We start from the raw sequence: 17,996 nt of genomic DNA, 5'->3' as shown, positions 1-17,996 counted from the left end.
TAGCCATAAATGCAGACAAATCTCGTCTTGACGCATCAATTGCTAAAAAAATGTTAAGCTTGTGGTCAAGTTCTTATTTATACATTTTGTATTGCCCATTATGTTGCATTATCAAATCGAATTTGACGATTATCGTCAGCATCTTATGCATGTCACCGTGCGTTTTTTGGCTAATCCTACTCAGGTTTTATCACTACCTACTTGGATTCCAGGCAGCTATTTAATCCGTGAATTCTCCAAACATCTTGAATCGGTCCGTGCTTATGATGAAGCAGGGCGTATCCTCAAAATTCAGAAATTTGAAAAGAATAAATGGCGCTTATTTAATACCGATCATGAATTGATTACGGTGGAATATGATGTCTACGCTTATGATTTGTCGGTGCGTGGCGCTTATGTCGATCAGACGCGTTTATATGTCAATCCTGCCTGTGCCTGTTTGGGCTTAGATGGACAAGAAGACAAAGCCATTGAAGTTGAAATATTTTTACCAGATGAGCTGAAGCATTTTCAGCTTGCAACAGGTTTGACTGCAAAAAGTTTGGTAAAAGGGCGTTATACCTTAAAAGCCAAAAACTATGCCGAATTGATTGATGCACCGTTTGAATTGGCAGAACAAACTCGTTTTAGTTTTACCGCAGCAGATATTCCACATGAATTTGTGGTTTCGGGTAAACATGCAATGAATGCTGCACGTATGCAGCAAGATATTGAAAAAATTTGTGCCACACAAATTGCTATGTTTGGTTCTGCGCCATTTGCAAACTATACCTTTATGACCATGGCAACAGGCAATAGCTATGGTGGCTTAGAACATCCGAACAGTACCAGTTTAATTACACCGCGTGATGATTTACCGAAAGCTAACGAGCCTGAACAACCCTCTAAAGATTATCAGCGCTTTTTAGGTCTGTGCAGCCATGAGTATTTTCACAGTTGGTTGGTGAAATTCATTCGTCCTGAAAATTTTGTGAATTATGACCTGAATCAGGAAGGCTATACCTCACTATTGTGGATTTTTGAAGGCTTTACGTCTTATTACGATGATCTGTTATTGCTACGCAGCGGTGTGATAGATCAAGCGGCTTATTTGGAGCTGCTCAAAGCTCAGATTGATCGTTATTTGCAAAACCCGGGTCGTGCGATTCAAACGGTGGCAGAATCCAGTTTTGATGCTTGGGTTAAGTTCTATCGTCAAGATGAAAACTCGAACAATGCAGGAACCAGCTACTATAATAAAGGCTGTTTGGTGGCTTTATGTTTAGATTTGGGCTTGCGCTTACGTGGTTCAAGCTTAGATGCCTTAATGCAGAAATTGTATGCCAATGCGCAACAGGGCATTCAAGTGCATGAGCGCACTATCTTTGAATTATGTAAAGAATTGACAGGAGATGATTGGTCGGAGCAAATCCATCATTTAATTAACACGACTGATGAATTGCCGCTCGATCAGTTATTGCCTGAATTTGGCGTTGATTATCAGCTAAAACAGGATAAGTCTTTGCCGTTTGGTTTAAAATTGGCAGATAAACCTGAAGGGGTGTTGGTACAAGCTGCCCATCGTGAGGGTTCAGCGGTAAAAGCGGGGCTTTCTGCGCATGATGTGATTATTGCGATTGATGGTTTAAAAGCTACGGTAAAATCCCTTGAGCGATATGCCAAACAGGATGCAATTTATACTGTTCATGCTTTCCGCCGTGATGAGTTGATGGCTCTTGAGCTAAATGCTGCGCAGATTGAATTGCCAGAAGTGGTATTAAATGTTACAGATCAGGCAAAAGTAGAGCAGTGGTTGAAAGGCTGATCATAAAAATGTAAACCGATGCTTTTGCATCGGTTTACTTTTAATAAAAATATTAAGAAAGTAACTAAGTGTAATGCTTAAGAGGGACCAAGGCTTAAATTATGAGAAATGAGGTGGAATATCAGTTAAAAGAGCTGATATTAGATGATGACTTCAATAGTTTGCAGAATTTAGTAAATGAAGAAGTCAATCTTATGGAAATTTTAAGAGTTTCACACAGAGAATTACAGCATTCAAATTTTTTAGCATGGCTGTTTGATCCTGCAGAAACTCATAAATTAGGAGATTTTGTATTAAAAGAGTTTATAAAATTATATTTTAAAGAAAATGAATTTCAAAATTTAGGTAATGAGTCAGGTTTATCTGTTTTTGATTTTGTTCACTTAGATTTTGATGACCTCGTAATTCATAGAGAAATGCAAAATATAGATTTATTGTTTTTATCTAAAAAGAATGAATTTTGTATGATGATTGAAAATAAAATATACTCTGGAGAAGGAAAAGGTCAGCTTAGAAAATATAGAAATATTATTGAAACAAGTTATCCTGATTATAAACATAAGATTTATATTTATTTGTCTTTGGAAGATCAAAATATTAATGATCAGGATTCAAAACATTATGTTCAGTTAAATTATGGTCATATTAGTAAGCTGATTGAACAAAAAATCCTAAAACAATCAGCTAATTTGGCTGAAAAAACCAAATTTGTTCTTGAGCAATATTTACAGACGTTAAAATCTATGTTGAATGAAAATAAAGAAATTGAAGATATCGCAAAAAAACTCTATAAGAGATATAAGTCTGCTTTCGATTTAGTTTTTAAATATAGTACGCCAAATGATACAAGTGAAATTGGAAATATTTTACGTGAACTTATCGAGCAAGAGTAGTTATTGTTACCTTATAACAGTAATAAAACTTATGTCCGCTTTCAACCAATATTTTTGCATAAAAATATTGAGAAATTAAAGGATAAAGGTCTATTTCCAAAGCATGGAAATTTAGAAAATAATACTATTTATTTGTATGAGTTCAATATAAGAAATCATGTTGTTAATTTTGATTTAAAAATTGGAGTAGGTGAACAAGAAGTTCGTGAAAGGCTTTTTGAAATATACCGCAAACATAAAAGTTTTTTTAATCGTGTTGACAAGAATTTACAGCCTAAATGGCATCAGTCATTTCAGAAATTAATTTTGTCTGAAAATGATATTGGTGATTTTATAGAAAGTGGGGATACAGAAAAATTGAGAAAAATTCTGACTGAAAAGTTTCGTGAACTTATAGAGCAGGATTTACCAAAGTATATTCAAATACTAGAGTCTGAACTCCTTTAAAATAATGGAATAAGCCCACCATAATGAGTGAGCTTATTCCTTTTTATTTAACGCGCCCGACGTCCACGGCTTTTGGTATTAGGACGTGTGGTACCATTGGTCTTACGACGTGGTTTTTCACTTTCTTCCATTTGCCAAATACGTGGCGTACCTGATTTTTTCTTAGGCGTACCATCTTTATTTTTCTTTTGATGGATTGGCTTGCCACCCGTACCACCAGGTTTTTTCACATAAGAACGCGAGCGATACGGTTCAGCAGCGGGCACATCTTTAAAATCAGGATACAACAACGGTTCAATTTCTTTGGTTTCACCGGGTTGTAAACCCAACTGCACTAAATCAATTGAACCAATTTTGGTACGAATTAAACGCAAAGTTGGAAAACCAACCGCAGCCGTCATACGACGTACTTGGCGGTTGCGACCTTCACAAATTGAAATTTCAATCCACGAAGTAGGTACAGAAGCACGGAAACGTACAGGAGGATCACGCTCCCACAACCATTCAGGCTCATCAACTTTATACGCTTGCGCAGGCAAAGTTATTCCATCTTTCAGTTCCACGCCTTTACGCAATTGTGCTAAGGCATCTTCAGTGACATCACCATCGACTTGAACCAAATAGGTTTTGTATTTTTTATTGGCTGGATTGGTAATAAACTGATTCAAGCCGCCATGATCAGTCAAAAATACCAAGCCTTCCGAATCCATATCTAAACGCCCAGCTAAACGTAAGTCTGGATCATCTACAAAAGCCGACATGGTGAGATGTTTTTCATCTTCACGGAATTGAGAGAGAACGTCATATGGTTTATTTAAGATGACGATTTTCATAAGAAATGCTTCTTTAAATTCAACAAATTGGGAAAATTGAGAGTATTTAAAAGGAAAAACGGGCGATTTCCAATTAAATCGCAAATACAGTGCGTTTGAGATGGGTCTATTATGCGATAAGAATAGGGGAAAGTATTGCTTAAAGACAATTATTTTTTTGTGTATGCATTAAACTACAGAAACAGACTAGGCATCTATAATGCATAAAATTAAGATAAACGTGTATGAATATAAATTAGGATGTTATGCAACAAGCTCGTTGGTGCTTTATACTAATCTTTAGCTTTTCAATGCTAGCTTTGCTCTGTGCATGTCAGCCACCCGTGTCTGGCGAGTCTGCAGGAATTCAAACCCCGTATTTATATTGGAAATTGCAACAAACTGAACTCACAGTGACTCCACTACAAATTCCAGTGAAAGGTGTGAATATTGCTCAAATACAAGATACCTGGGGTGCAGCACGCAGTGAAGGGCGAAAGCATCAGGGGACTGATATTTTTGCGGTGCGTGGGACAGCCGTCATTGCGGCGACAGATGGCATTGTGCATAAAATTGGTTTAGACCGCTTAGGTGGAAAAGTCATTTGGATTACTGGGCCTGCATTAAGCCAACATTATTATGCACACCTTGATGATTATGCCGAACATATTCATGTGGGAGACTGGGTAGAAGCTGGTGAAGTCATTGGTTTTGTTGGCACGTCAGGCAATGCCCAAAACACGCCGCCACATTTGCATTATGGCATTTATTTACGCGGGCATGGGGCTGTGAATCCTTATCCATATTTACTAGCAAGTTCACGCTAACCTCAGCTCTAATATTTTATAAATATCACATATTTTTAGCATTTATGTTTCAAGCCTATTTATATTAGGTAGCCGTCATTATTTTTAGGACAAACCATTTAATCATGAAAATTTACCAAGTTGATGCTTTCAGCCATGAATTGTTTAAAGGCAATGCCGCCGCCGTGCTTGTGAGTAAAACATGGTTAGCTGATGATTTAATGCAAAATATCGCATTGGAAAATAATCTGTCCGAAACCGCTTTTGTCAAAATGATAGATGCGGAAAACTTTGAAATCCGCTGGTTTACCCCCACAACAGAAGTCGATTTTTGTGGTCATGCAACACTTGCTAGCAGCTTTGTTTTATTTAAGGATTTTACCGAGGCAAAGACAATTCAATTTCATGTGAAAAATCTGGGAATTTTTACAGTTCAGCAACAGCAAGATGGCAAAATTTGCATGAATTTCCCGATACGCGCTGCCCAGGAAGTTGAAGATTATCCCGATATTTTACGCCAAGCTTTGACTAAACCATTTAAAAATGTCTATATCAATGCGCAAGCTTATATTGTGGAATATGAATCGGTACAAGATGTGCTAGATGAACAGCCGAATCTTGAATTATTAAAACAATTGGGACAATTGCGTACAGCTATCACAGCACAGTCGAGTGTTGATGTAGCGATTACTGCTTCTAAAAATGCACAGTATGACTGCGTATCACGATATTTCGCACCTGCTATGGGCATGGCAGAAGACCCTGTTACAGGTTCAATTCATACTGCAATTGCACCATTTTGGGCAGAAAAATTGCAGCAAACTGAACTTGTGGCTTATCAGGCTTCAGCCCGAGGTGGCGTACTGTATTGCAAAATTTTACCTAATGGTCGTATCGAAATTTCAGGTTATGCACAGCTATATTTGCAGGGCGAAATCATGATTTAAACTAGATACTGCATTAGACTTCTTTCATGCTTTAAAATTGATCAAATGCTTAGTCAAATTTACGATTGATCATTACTTTATTTTTGTCATATTGAGTTTTCATCTTTCTTTATATTGGAAAAAAAGCTGAGATGAGAGTAGTTTGCTCGTTTTGCTTGGTCTAAATCATATATTTTGCAAATTTTTACGGTTGCTTTAATCGCAGCTTGGTATGCTGTTGCGCTCAATTTGAAAATTGCCATTTTCGATGGCAAATCAAAAATAGAATGAAATTAATCGGGAAAAAGAAGTTGCTACGTTTTACAACCCTCACTTTACCTTTATGTGTACTGGCATTCAATGGCGTGGTTTTCGCCCAGCCAGTTTTAGTAAAATCTCAGCAAGAAATACAAGAATATCAACTTGATAATGGCTTAAAAGTCATTTTGGCACCCAATCAAAAAGAAAATAAAGTCTTTATGAATATGGTGTATTTAACGGGTTCATTGAATGATCCCCAAGGCAAAGGTGGTTTGGCACACTTGTTGGAACATTTGGCATTTAAAGGTACAGAAAATGTACCTGCCGAGGAATTTCAGCGCCGTTTAGATCAATATAGTTTAATGCACAATGCCAGCACCGACTATTATTCGACTAAATACACCAACATCATTCGTCCTGAAACTCGCGCAGTCAATGAGATGATTTATCTTGAAGCGGAACGCATGGATAAGTTGGTCATGCAGGAAAAATATGTGCCTGCCGAAATTGCGATTGTAAAGCGTGAACGTGAAGTGCGTATGGATCAACCGTTTTCAGTCTTGATAGATCAGGTGTGGAAATCGGCCTATGGCAATCAGTATTTTGGACGCTTACCGATTGGCGATTTAAACGAGCTACAATCCATTAAAATGCAGGAGTTAAATCAATTTTACCGCACATGGTACGCGCCTAATAATGCTATTTTAGTGATGACAGGCAAGTTTGATCAGGCAGCGGTGTTAAAACAAATTGATCAACATTTTAGTCCAATTGCTGCACGGCAAATTCCCAAACAGGTACAGGTGCCACGATTAGACAGTAATAAAATTCAGCAACGTAATTTTGTGGTGCAAAAGGGCAGTCAACTGGCCAAGTTTAATCTGTATTTAAATGGCAATGACGAAAAGATCAAAACCGCTTTGGTGCTGTCACCTTATTTACATACGTTGCAACCGAGTGGGCATTTGTATCAAACACTGGTAGAAACAGGCAAAAGTACGATGGTGCAGTCCAGCACTTGGTTAGATCAAGATTTTAATTTGGTGCTGATGGGGGCGTTGTATGCGCCCAATCATGACGCTAAGCAAGTACAAGCTGGCTTGAACCAAAGCATCGAACAGGCAAAGAACTTTAATGATGCCGAGTTACAACGTGCGAAAAACTTGATTCAAAATCAGGCAGACAGTGTGATGAATGATGCGGTGGCTTTGGGTGGTCGCTTGAGTGATTATGCTGTGGCGTATCAGGGTGATTGGACACAATATTGGCGTGATTTGAATAGTATTCAACAGTTAAATGCAGATGAACTGAATCAGCGTTTAAAACAGTTTTTCACTGCACAGCATCGGGTCATTGGCGATATTCAACCCACACCTGAAGATCAAAAACAGGCACTCACAGCAAAAAATAATCCAAATGTAGCAAAAACTTTAGACCAGCAAGATGCACCTGTTGCACCTTTGAAAGATGTGCAAAGTTATCAGCAAGAAGTGACAGACTATGTGCAAAAATCTAAACAAGCTTTGATTCAAAATGAAAAAAAGATTCAGCGTGGCAGCTTAAAAAATGGTGCCAAATATGCATTATTTCCAACTGCAACACGGGATGATAAAACTTATGCCACCATTTCGGTGAATTTTGGTACGGCACAATCATTATTTAAGCAGGGCGAAATTTTAGATTTAACCGCGTATTTGCTGCTGCGTGCATCTCAAGAGCATAGCTTGCAAGACATTGCCGATCAGTCAATTGCTGCAGGTGGTTCAGCATTTGCCCAAGCCGATGCCAATGCGATTCATATTCAAATTGTGGCAAAAAAAGAAAAGTTTAATGCTTTTTTTAACTTTGTTTTAGATGTCATGCAAAACCCAAGTTTTGAGCAAAGTCAGTTTGATTTAATTCGATCTCAAAGTTTATCCAGTTTAGAACGACCTTATACCGAGCCTGAAACTGTAGCAGCTTTGACTATGGCGCGTTTAATTGAAATTTACCCGCAAGGCGATTTACGCTATCACTTCGAGCCTGAATTTGCGAAGCAACAATTACAAGCTGCAACTCAAGCGCAGGTGCAGCAGTTATATCGTCAATTTTTTGCTATGAATCATGCGCATATTGCCATTACAGGTGAGTTTGATCCGAAACAAATCAAAAAAACTTTAGTTCAGCGTTTAGGACAATCGCGTAATACGGAAGCCTATCAACGCTTAGATTCAGCCTATACGGCATATCCTGCGAAAAAGTTGCATGTATTAGCAGAACAGCGCGAATTTGGTAGTTATCAAAGTTTATTGACCTTACCTTTGGGCCTGAATCATCCTGACACACCTGCCATGATGGTGCTGAGTTATATTTTGGGCGAATCGCAGTTGTCTTCACGTTTGGCGCAAGAATTACGTGAAAAAAATGCATTGGTTTATGGTTTTAGTAGTGGTTTGAGTTTAAGTGAATTTGAACCATCGGGTGCGCTCAGTATTTCTGCGCAATACAGTGCAGGCAAGTCGGCTCAAGTGTCACAGGCAGTGCATAAAGTGTTGCAGGATTTGCGCCGTGATGGTGTTAGTTTGCAAGAAGTGGAAGCTGCAAAAGCCGATATTTTGAAAAAGCGTGTGACTGCATTGGAAGATGAACGCAGTATCCACCGTATGTTGGTGCCACAATTAGAACAAGGTCGTGATTTACGCTATCGTGAACGACGTGATCAAGCATTAGCAAAACTCACTAAAGCCGATGTAGATGCTGTGATTCAGAAATATTTACGTTTGGAGCATCTGCTTGAAGTAGCAGCAGATCAATATGGTCAAGCCAATGTTGAGGTGCTGCCGTTAAAGCCGCAGTCTAAATAAAGATTCAATTTAATTTTGAGTAGATAGAAAAACGCATCTATTTTGATGCGTTTTTGTTGTATGTAAGCTTTGTCTACATGCTCAATTGGCTAAAGCTTTATAAACGATAAAACTGTTTGGCATTATGATGAAACACTTGCTGCAAAGCATTTGGATGATAAGCCGCAACAATATCACTGGTTGCATCAATTAAATTGACCAAAGACGTGCTCACCCGATCCATTGGGAAATTTGAGGCAAACATCAACCGATATATTCCAAAGCTTTGTAAGGCATGCTGAATCAGTGGTGCAGTTAAATCTATAATTTCCTGTTTTGAGGCTTCACGTTTTTGCAAGTGAAATTGATGACCTAAAACAGGCATAAATAACCCTGAAATTTTACTGTAAACATTTGGGCAGTGTGCCAACTCGGCAATATCTTCTTGCCAACGAAATAGAATATTTTCTCGTGCTGTTTTGGTCACGCCTGTATGTGTGCCAACTTGCCCGAACAGTCCTGCTGGTGTGCCCAAATGGTCAAGCACAATAGAAGTTTCTGGAAATTGTTTGGCCAATGCCAAGACATCACCCAATTGGGTCGAATACGTCCATGCATCAAAACTTAAATTATATTGCGCCAAAGCTTCAAAACCTTTTAGAAACTTTTTGTTCCGATATAAGTGTGGTTCGTCTGCCCAAGCAAAAATCCCACGATCTTCATGCACGGCTGCCATTTTACGAATTCCGCGAAAATGCGGAGAAGCTTTGTGATGTAATTTGAGAATTTTCTTAAAATTAGAATCGCGCGGGTCTGCAGTGGCGACAATCGCGCCCAAAGCCAAACCATTATTTTTAAAATCCAGACTTTCTATAAATTCGGTTTCACCAACTACGCCTTTGCCTTTATGGTTGTGCCAATTGGCTTCAATATGCACGACTTTTTCAGCCGTATAAAAACCTAAGTCACGGGCATAATGCTCAGGTAAATAGCGCGATGTGACCTGCTCGGTGCGTCCTAAAGTTTCAATGAGTGTTTTTGGTTTTATCATGCGAATGGTTTTATCCAGCAAATTGGGATGCTTGCCCAAAAGCTTAACAGCAAGCCGTGCGCTGTGCGGCGTGTTATAGGGATCCCACTGATGAATATGTGCATCAATAAGTGCAAATCCTAGATTCTGCATAATCATCCTGTTTTTATAACGCTGTTATTTCACTATTCAAAGCCATCACGTTGCAAAAGGGAAGGGTATTGATCGAAAAACTACAAATTGGAAAACTAGCGCATTAAAAAAGCCCCATAGGGCTTTTATGCAGAACTTAATGTTCGTGATCGTGTGAATGATCATGTTTATTGGTATGAAACTCTTCGTTATGACGGAAGCGCAAATAGTTTTCAAACTGTTCGCAGTATTCGTCGTAGTTATCTTCTAGCATCATTTGAAATTGCTGCAAAATATACGACATCACCTGATCTTTGGCATCGCGCATTTCATTGCCATCTTTAAAGTTATTGGCAGCGACCCAAGTATTAAAACGCGCTGTAGCGAACAACATGGCAGCACTGACCTGACCACGAATTTCAGCGGGTTTTACTGTAGAGCCTTTTTCAAAATGACAGAAGCCATTGGCCTGTTTAATAAATTCATCGGCACGTTCAAAAAAAGCCGCATTTAATGCTTCTTCTTCGGTTACATCGGTTGCTTCAATCTTTTGAACCATGAATTGTTCCTAAGCTAAAAATCTGAATGTTTCATTATAGGCAAAGCCTTGCAGAAACAAAACCTTTGCCTTAAGCTAAAAATAGCCTAAGCAAAATTGGAGTGGTTGATGCAAGATGCAATTGCGGTTCAAAGTTTAAAAAGTGACATTGCTTTATTACGTCAAAATATTTGGCCACCCGTACAACTTGCACATGTTGAAGGCTTGCCGATTTATTATGGAACACGAGCAGAAGTGGCAGAATACTATAAGCAATGGACAGGGTTGATTGAACGCGCACAGGATTTATTTCAACCTTTTATGCAAGATGCAGTCATTGATGCCGTGCATTTACCCAGTCATTTGAACTTGCCCTTGTTTTATTTTCATGTCGATCGGATTCGAGTCAATAAAACCCGTGCTAAAGAATCGAAAACTTTTCGGGGAATTGCTAGCCTGATCGAAAAATGCGGGCAATTTGAACCGCAGGAAATTCAAGTCATGCAGCGTTGGTTAGACAGTGATGAAAGTGCAGCACTGGTGGCACATCGTGAGTTTATTGATCTGCGTACTTATGTGTTTCAACATGGACAAAGTGATTACACGCGCACCCGTTTTTATGTGAATGGTATTGTGTTAAGTGTTGAACCGCATTTTGAACTGGTCGATGCGCGCGATAAGCCACGTAAGCAGCGCAGTGACAGTTATCAAGACCCTTTAGCGGATAACCAGACATGGAAAGTGTTTGGTAAATATCGTTAAGCTTTTAGAAAGTGTGCAATATTAAGATTAAATATAAAAATGCTGAACATGAAATGAATCGGTGTTGAGCTTAAATGTGCTCATTATTTGATGATCACATTTTAACTAAGACCAAAAAGGCTGACTTTCAGCAAACTGCTGTAAATCCTGTTCAATCTGTATGGAAATATGACGCTCTTCAGACGCAATCCATCCCAATACAAACCATGTTTTCGGTTCCGCTTGGGTATGACTTTCGAATAAACCTTGTGCCACCATCAAATCATTAAAATGTCCTAAAGTTTCCTGTAATGGTTTTAGAGTTTTTAAATATGTTTTGACATCATCTTCTGCAAATAAATTGCTCACAAATTCTACGGTATAGCGTAAGCGTTTCACACGCTTACGCGTGCGGTGTTTAGAGTCCACATCTAAGGTTTGGAAATGACCTGCATCATCACAAATTTGTTGATGCAATTTCTGCAAGCGTTTACGTAACACTTTTTTCAATGKTTTTGWTTCTGCGTCTGTAACCGCCGCTGAATGTGCAAAACTCATAAGTTGTAACAGTAATAAGGTTGTGCTCGGTGAACGGAAAATTGCATCAATCGCAATATTTTCAGATGCTGTAGGGGGTAGCTCAGTAATAGGTGAGCCTGCGTTTTCAAGTTGTGGAATCAGACTTTCACGCAAAGCATCTTGATCGCGGGTCGAACCTAACTGCTGAAAGAGGGTAGCCAATTGACTTTCCCAATTGTGATTTGCCAGCGCATCATACTCAGCAAAGATTTTTAAGGCGCTGCGTAAACGTCGAATTGCAACACGTGCTTGATGCACATGCCCACTGGCATAATCTTGACTGGCAATCGCAGTTGCATTTGGCAGCAAGTGAGCCAAACAATTCTGGGTAATTTGCGCCAACAACTCATGTATATTTTCGGGGTGTTGCAATTGCAAGGTATTTTGCTGCTGTACAGGAATCATGGTTTCTTTGTTGTACAGCATATTGCCACGCTGCGATTTGCTGCGTGTGTCGAGCCATAAATGATATTTTTTAATCCACGGTTGAATATAGGCAATTAAATCTGCAATTTCACCTTGTTTCAGTTCAAACTCAACTTCGTAAATTTCAACCGAATTTTTGCCTTGGCGGATTTCACCTAAATCAAAAGCAACTTCAATTTGGCTGTTTTTATAATGCGCCAATTGGCTGTAGCGTAAAACATCGGTTTCGAACTGTAAGCTTAAATCGACTTCTGAACCATCCAGGGCTTTTTTTAAAATCTTTCGAGCTTGTTTATGATTTTCATAACATGTCAAATCACACAGTTCAGGTGCATCATGTCCTAATTCATGCTCAAGTTCAAAGCGTTCATAATGTTGTGGACTAGGCGCTTTTAAAGTTTGTCGCCAAATATCACCCTCTAAACGCTGACGCAGGGCAATGCGTTGCTTGGCTAAGTGCTGCTCAGGACTATCATAATATTTAGCCCATAAGCGTTGTTGTTGAACCAGTTTGTTCTTTTTAAATGCTTTTTCAAATGCCGCACGATAGTTGTGTGGAATTTGAAATTTTAACTCTATTTCAGACATCGGGAATTCCCTCGATGAAACAAGAAAAGTTCTCTTTACTATAGTGTAAATCTATAAATGAACAAGGGGGTAACTGTCAACAAAAGCTTGAAAAAGAAAATAATTTGTATTCAGTTTTTAAGATAAAGCAGCCGAATGAATATTCACAAGACTGCCGTTGTATTGCAGTATTTTTAGCGTTTGTTGTGAGGATATTAAGGGAGCTTATTTTAAGAATTTACGGCTCACCATAAATTGTTCAGTCGCTTCTAATAAACGCTGTGCATACACTTCCTGTTTTGCGGTTAGCCAGCCCAAAACAAACCAGTCGCTCGCTTCCAATTCAGTTTGTTGAATATATGCTGCAGAAGATGCCAATATTTGATATTCCTGAGCTGCAAACTGGGCATCATTCAAAGCTTTACTATATTTCTGCAAATTTTTGACATCATAAATATGCGTCAGAATCGGGAAGCTAAACTTAAGCTCCTGAATACGCAAAGCCAGTTGATCTAAGCTTTCAAAATCGTGAATATCACTGTGCTGTAATTGTTCATGTAACTGCTTATATTGCTGTTGCAATGTGTTTTGTGCGGCAGTTTTTAAGTCTAAACCCGAGTTATCGCTCACGTCTAAACTAAACATCAATAATTCTAAATAGTGATGTACGTTTTGCGTTGAACGGACTAAATTGACCAATTTTTCTTGGGCGTACAAGGTATCTTTTTTTAGGTTCTCTGCAGTCGTCGGGTTTTGTAAAAACGCACCGAGTGTGGCTTGCATGTGTTCTAAATGCTGCAAGTGATCAAAATGTTGTTTAAATGCTGCAATTTGCATGGCCCATTTGTCGCCTAATTGCTTCGACCAATCTTTAAATAAGCACAATGTTAGTTGTAAATGCTGCAAAGCAAGCTGTGCCTGATCAAGATGACTTTGCTCGGCAACTTGTGCAGAAATTGCGGCAATATTGGGCAATAAATGCTGTAATTGTTGAGCAATTAACAGGCGTAAATTTTGGTCTGCATGATCTTTTTTACTGAATTGAAATTCTTTGCTCTGAGCCGCAGGGCTGACTTTTTGCTGCACCGAAAGCAAATGTCCAATTTCAGCTTTATTGCGTACATCTAACCATAAATGAAATTTTTTCACCCACTCAAAACTAAAAGCCAGTAATTGCTGAATTGAACCTTGTTTCAGTTCAAATTCAACCTCATGTACTTCAACTTCGGCATCTGCACAACGAATGTGGCCCACATCTAAACTGATTTCAATATCAGTATCTCCAACGCTCATCAGTCGTGAGGTACGTTGAATATCAGTTTCAAACTGTAGTTTTAACTGATCCCAATTTTGCCCCAAAGCTTGATTTAGCAATTGTTGTGCTTCGGGAATGTTTTGATAAATTTGCAGATCAAGTTGTGGTGGGGTATCTGGAGTTTCAATTGGTGCAAGCGGATGGTTATGTTCAAAACTATGAAAATGACTTTGACCTGCCGCTTTTAAAGTTTGTACCCATAGCTCACCTTCTAAACGCAGTCTTAACGCCGTGCCATGATGTGCCAAGCTGTGTGTAGATGTATCAAAATAGCGTGCTTTTAAAGGAGTTTGGGTCGATTTTTTCGGGTCTAAAGTTTTGAGTAGTGCAGTGCGACGTGCGACTGGAATTTGAAATTTTAATTCAACTTCGACCATGAAAAATATCCTGAACGTAAAGCATGTAGTGCCAAAGCAATGGCAAACAAATTGGTATTATAAATTTGTGAAAATTGCAGAACCAAGGTTTTGCAAAAGTGCGTTTGATTGTAACCAAAATATATCAAGAAGTAAGACTTGACCTTGGCTTTTTAGTGTTTGGTTTTTATTTTGGCTTAGTTTAAAGTGTCGTTGAGCGTAGCAAAAATAATTCAAATTTATAAACATCAGGATGATGAACATGAACGCAGCATTAAAGCCCGAATTTGAGCCAACTCCAGAGCCTAAGTTTGAATTGCCAATTCAGGATTATTCAACATTTTACCGTTTTTATTTAACTGAACACCGCAACATCATGAGTCGTCGTTTGCACGTTGTTGGCAGCAGTATTGGTTTATATTGTGTCAGCAAAGCCATAAGACAGAAAAAAGCCAAATATATACTGTATGGTTTGATGGCAGGCTATGCCTGTGCATGGGTTGGACATTTTATCTTTGAAAAAAATAAACCTGCCAGTTTTAAACAACCTGTGTATAGTTTTATTTCAGATTGGCGGATGTTTGCCGATGTTTTGCGTGGTCATTTAAGTTTACAAGATCGCGCTAAAGATAAAATTCCAAGTTGAATTGAGTGCTTAGTTATACCGTTTAGGCAAAAAGTAAGCGATATGTGATTATTTTCATAAAAAATGTTTAAATAAAATTAATTTTTTGTTGAAATGATAGAGTGAATATTCTAATAATGTGTCATCAAATTGAGTAATAAAAGTTTGTGACTTTCCAAGCCTAGAGTGACCTTTCTCTAGGCTTTTTTTATGCGAAAAATTTCAAGTTGCGTTAAATCAGAAATCATTCATCTTTAAGCAAGAATATATGGTAAGTAGATTACTGAAAGTAAGTTATAAAAATATAGACACATGATCATTTGTCGCACCCCCACATGCGCTCTGGCACAAATGATCATGTGTCTAAATGGGTAACATAAATATGTCGTTATTCGCTGTAGTCACCCATATGGATTTTAAGATCCATATCTTATTGAACTGGTTACAGTTCTTGTTTTGCGCAGTTCAATTAAAGCTAAATCTAGCTTTTAGCGCTATCACTGGAATTTGGTATTTTTAACATTTTGACATAATAAAACCCAAACAAAATAGAAGCTTATTGAGCCCCTATAAGTAAACTTGCTAAGCCTGAGGTTCTGACGTATGTCGCTTGAATATGTAATAATGCAGACCTTGTATTATTTGTGGCTGAGATTATGCGCGGTTTATATCTGATTACCAATGATGATCCTATCGAACTGCTTTTGGCAAAACTAGAAGGGGCGATGGCAACTTATGAAGTCGCGGTGTTGCAATATCGCCGTAAAAATGTGCCTCAAGCTCAGCAGGCATACGAAATCGAATATATGAAATCGATGTGTGATCAATACAAAGTGCCATTTGTGATTAATGATGATCTTGAAACTGCCGTGAAATATGGTGTTGGTGTGCATTTAGGGCAAGAGGATGGCTCTATTGTTGAAGCAGTTGCACGCTTACCTCAAGATGTATTGATTGGTCGTAGTTGTAATAACTCGATTGAATTGGCAAAAAAAKCCATTGCCGATGGTGCAAACTACGTGGCTTTTGGCGCAGTCTATGCAACTGAAACTAAACCAGAGGCAAGTACACTCACATTAGACACACTCACACAGGCGAAGCAACAACTCAATGTACCAATTTGCGCGATTGGCGGTTTAACTGTTGAAAACAGTCAGCCAGTCATTGATGCAGGTGCCGATTTATGTGCAGTGATAAGTGATATATTAGGACGTCCGATGCATACTGTTGCACAGCGTGTTTATGATTGGTCTGCACTTTTCAAAGCAGAAGCTTAAAGCAGAAGCTTAAAGCAGACAGCTAATTTTATTTTATTTTTTAAGTTGAGTGCCTCCATGAGCTTATCTCCAAAGCAAGAACAGTTGTTTAAACAAGCCAATAAACATATACCAGGTGGGGTGAATTCACCTGTACGCGCATTTAACGGGGTAGGCGGTACCCCTGTATTTATTGAAAAAGCCAAAGGTGCTTATTTGTATGATGTCGATGGCAAACGCTATGTTGACTATGTAGGTTCTTGGGGGCCAATGATTTTAGGCCATGCCCATCCTGCCATTATCCAGGCGGTGCAAGCTGCAGCTGAAGATGGTTTAAGTTTTGGTGCGCCAACAGTGCATGAAACGACTTTGGCCGATATTATTTGCGAAATTATGCCTTCCATTGAATTGGTTCGTATGACCAACTCAGGTACAGAAGCCACCATGACTGCAATTCGTTTGGCGCGTGGTTATACAGGCCGTGACAAAATCGTCAAATTTGAAGGTTGCTATCATGGACACTCAGATTCGCTTTTGGTCAAAGCAGGCTCAGGACTTTTAACCAGTGGCGAAGGTGAAGCAACTTCTGCGGGTGTTCCTGCCGATTTTGCTAAACATACATTGACTTTACCGTATAACGATATCGCCACCTTAAAAGAATGCTTTGCAAAGTTTGGTGCAGAAATTGCAGGGGTGATTGTTGAACCTGTTGCAGGCAACATGAACTTGGTTAAACCGATTGATGGTTTCTTGGAAGAGATTCGTAATGTCTGTGATGAACACGGTTCAGTCTTTATTATTGATGAAGTGATGACTGGTTTCCGTGTTGGCTTGGGCGGTGCTCAGGCACATTATAATGTTAAACCAGACTTGACCACGCTTGGTAAAATTATTGGTGCAGGCTTACCAGTAGGTGCATTTGGTGGTAAACGCGAAATCATKGAATGTATTGCGCCATTAGGTAAAGTGTATCAAGCAGGTACTTTGTCGGGTAACCCATTGGCGATGCGTGCAGGAATTGAAATGTTTAAACATTTGCGCGCCGAAGGTTTTTATGAAAACTTAACTGCGAAACTGGAAAAATTGTTGGCAGGCTTACAAGCTGCGGCAGATGAAGCAGGTATCCCATTCAAGACGCAACAAGTCGGTGCGATGTTTGGTTTGTATTTTACTGACCAAGATGACATCACCAGTTTTGATTCTATGCTGAAATGCGATGTCGATGCTTTCCGTAAATTCTTCCACGGAATGTTGCAACGTGGTGTGAACTTGGCACCATCTGCTTTTGAAGCAGGCTTTATTTCATCTGCGCATAGTGATGAAGATATTGCCTACACCATTCAAGCTGCAAAAGACACATTTGCGGAAATGAAGACGTAATTTGACCTCTGCTTAACACAGTCCTAAAAGGCATAGATATCTCCACAATATCTATGCTTTAGGTTAAATTGAAGAGCATGCTCTTCAATTTAATATCAAAGGCTTAGATCAGGGTCTTGTTAAACACTAAAATAGCCAGATCAAACTAAATATGAATCCTCTTGCTTCACTTGCTCCCGCCATTAAAGATATAGCTTCAGAACAGCTTTGTTGAGCAACTACCTTGCACTATGATTTCATTGTATTTTTCTATCCAAATTTAAAAACCTTTAAAACAGTA

General features: G+C 38.9%; 15 protein-coding genes. 10 read left to right on the top strand and 5 right to left on the bottom strand.

Going from position 1 to position 17,996, the window contains the following annotated elements:
• Positions 1 to 100: 100 nt before the first annotated feature.
• From BJN41_RS00785 to BJN41_RS15765, 3 genes are all read left to right on the top strand, one after another.
• Positions 101 to 1,804, top strand: coding sequence for a M61 family metallopeptidase (locus BJN41_RS00785; protein WP_070152282.1), 1,704 nt, complete (start codon positions 101 to 103; stop codon positions 1,802 to 1,804).
• Between the two features lie 113 nt (positions 1,805 to 1,917).
• On the top strand, positions 1,918 to 2,697 hold the full coding sequence (locus tag BJN41_RS15770) for a PD-(D/E)XK nuclease family protein (protein ID WP_227515194.1): 780 nt from the start codon (positions 1,918 to 1,920) through the stop codon (positions 2,695 to 2,697).
• Between the two features lie 3 nt (positions 2,698 to 2,700).
• Entirely contained in the window at positions 2,701 to 3,144 is a 444-nt protein-coding gene (locus tag BJN41_RS15765; RefSeq protein ID WP_227515193.1) for a hypothetical protein, read from the top strand.
• 47 nt (positions 3,145 to 3,191) lie between these two features.
• Here the strand turns inward: BJN41_RS15765 and BJN41_RS00775 are convergent, their stop codons facing one another.
• A complete protein-coding gene (locus BJN41_RS00775) occupies positions 3,192 to 3,977 on the bottom strand; it encodes an rRNA large subunit pseudouridine synthase E (RefSeq protein ID WP_019836684.1) in 786 nt (261 codons plus the stop codon).
• 245 nt (positions 3,978 to 4,222) lie between these two features.
• Here BJN41_RS00775 and BJN41_RS00770 point away from each other — a divergent pair, with 245 nt between their 5' ends.
• From BJN41_RS00770 to BJN41_RS00760, 3 genes are all read left to right on the top strand, one after another.
• The gene (locus BJN41_RS00770) at positions 4,223 to 4,783 is read left to right on the top strand and encodes a M23 family metallopeptidase (protein ID WP_026438049.1); all 561 of its coding nucleotides are present in this window, start codon (positions 4,223 to 4,225) and stop codon (positions 4,781 to 4,783) included.
• 104 nt (positions 4,784 to 4,887) lie between these two features.
• Positions 4,888 to 5,709, top strand: coding sequence for a PhzF family phenazine biosynthesis protein (locus tag BJN41_RS00765; RefSeq protein WP_019836686.1), 822 nt, complete (start codon positions 4,888 to 4,890; stop codon positions 5,707 to 5,709).
• 290 nt (positions 5,710 to 5,999) lie between these two features.
• Complete coding sequence (locus BJN41_RS00760; RefSeq protein ID WP_227515192.1) at positions 6,000 to 8,792, top strand: M16 family metallopeptidase; 2,793 nt, start codon at positions 6,000 to 6,002, stop codon at positions 8,790 to 8,792.
• Positions 8,793 to 8,889: 97 nt separating this feature from the next.
• Here the strand turns inward: BJN41_RS00760 and BJN41_RS00755 are convergent, their stop codons facing one another.
• Positions 8,890 to 9,954: an amidohydrolase family protein gene (locus tag BJN41_RS00755; RefSeq protein WP_019836688.1), complete on the bottom strand. Its 1,065-nt coding sequence runs from the start codon at positions 9,952 to 9,954 to the stop codon at positions 8,890 to 8,892.
• A gap of 136 nt (positions 9,955 to 10,090) precedes the next feature.
• The gene (locus BJN41_RS00750) at positions 10,091 to 10,492 is read right to left on the bottom strand and encodes a DUF3144 domain-containing protein (protein WP_019836689.1); all 402 of its coding nucleotides are present in this window, start codon (positions 10,490 to 10,492) and stop codon (positions 10,091 to 10,093) included.
• Positions 10,493 to 10,600: 108 nt separating this feature from the next.
• Here BJN41_RS00750 and BJN41_RS00745 point away from each other — a divergent pair, with 108 nt between their 5' ends.
• Positions 10,601 to 11,233, top strand: a complete 633-nt coding sequence (locus BJN41_RS00745) for a hypothetical protein (protein ID WP_070152276.1) — start codon at positions 10,601 to 10,603, stop codon at positions 11,231 to 11,233.
• Positions 11,234 to 11,338: 105 nt separating this feature from the next.
• Here the strand turns inward: BJN41_RS00745 and BJN41_RS00740 are convergent, their stop codons facing one another.
• A complete protein-coding gene (locus BJN41_RS00740) occupies positions 11,339 to 12,805 on the bottom strand; it encodes a CHAD domain-containing protein (protein WP_070152273.1) in 1,467 nt (488 codons plus the stop codon).
• Positions 12,806 to 13,009: 204 nt separating this feature from the next.
• On the bottom strand, positions 13,010 to 14,476 hold the full coding sequence (locus BJN41_RS00735) for a CYTH domain-containing protein (RefSeq protein WP_070152271.1): 1,467 nt from the start codon (positions 14,474 to 14,476) through the stop codon (positions 13,010 to 13,012).
• Positions 14,477 to 14,717: 241 nt separating this feature from the next.
• Here BJN41_RS00735 and BJN41_RS00725 point away from each other — a divergent pair, with 241 nt between their 5' ends.
• The 3 genes from BJN41_RS00725 (at position 14,718) to hemL (ending at position 17,716) form a co-directional block, all read left to right on the top strand.
• Positions 14,718 to 15,101 (top strand): DUF962 domain-containing protein, encoded by a 384-nt coding sequence (locus BJN41_RS00725; RefSeq protein ID WP_019836693.1) that lies wholly within the window; start codon positions 14,718 to 14,720, stop codon positions 15,099 to 15,101.
• Positions 15,102 to 15,736: 635 nt separating this feature from the next.
• Positions 15,737 to 16,357, top strand: a complete 621-nt coding sequence (gene thiE, locus BJN41_RS00720; protein WP_070152264.1) for a thiamine phosphate synthase — start codon at positions 15,737 to 15,739, stop codon at positions 16,355 to 16,357.
• A gap of 57 nt (positions 16,358 to 16,414) precedes the next feature.
• On the top strand, positions 16,415 to 17,716 hold the full coding sequence (gene hemL / locus BJN41_RS00715) for a glutamate-1-semialdehyde 2,1-aminomutase (protein ID WP_070152261.1): 1,302 nt from the start codon (positions 16,415 to 16,417) through the stop codon (positions 17,714 to 17,716).
• The last annotated feature ends 280 nt before the right edge of the window (positions 17,717 to 17,996 follow it).

Source organism: Acinetobacter towneri, assembly GCF_001758345.1.
Taxonomy (GTDB): Bacteria; Pseudomonadota; Gammaproteobacteria; order Pseudomonadales; family Moraxellaceae; genus Acinetobacter; species Acinetobacter towneri_A.
This window is presented reverse-complemented; position numbering and strand designations above follow the sequence as displayed.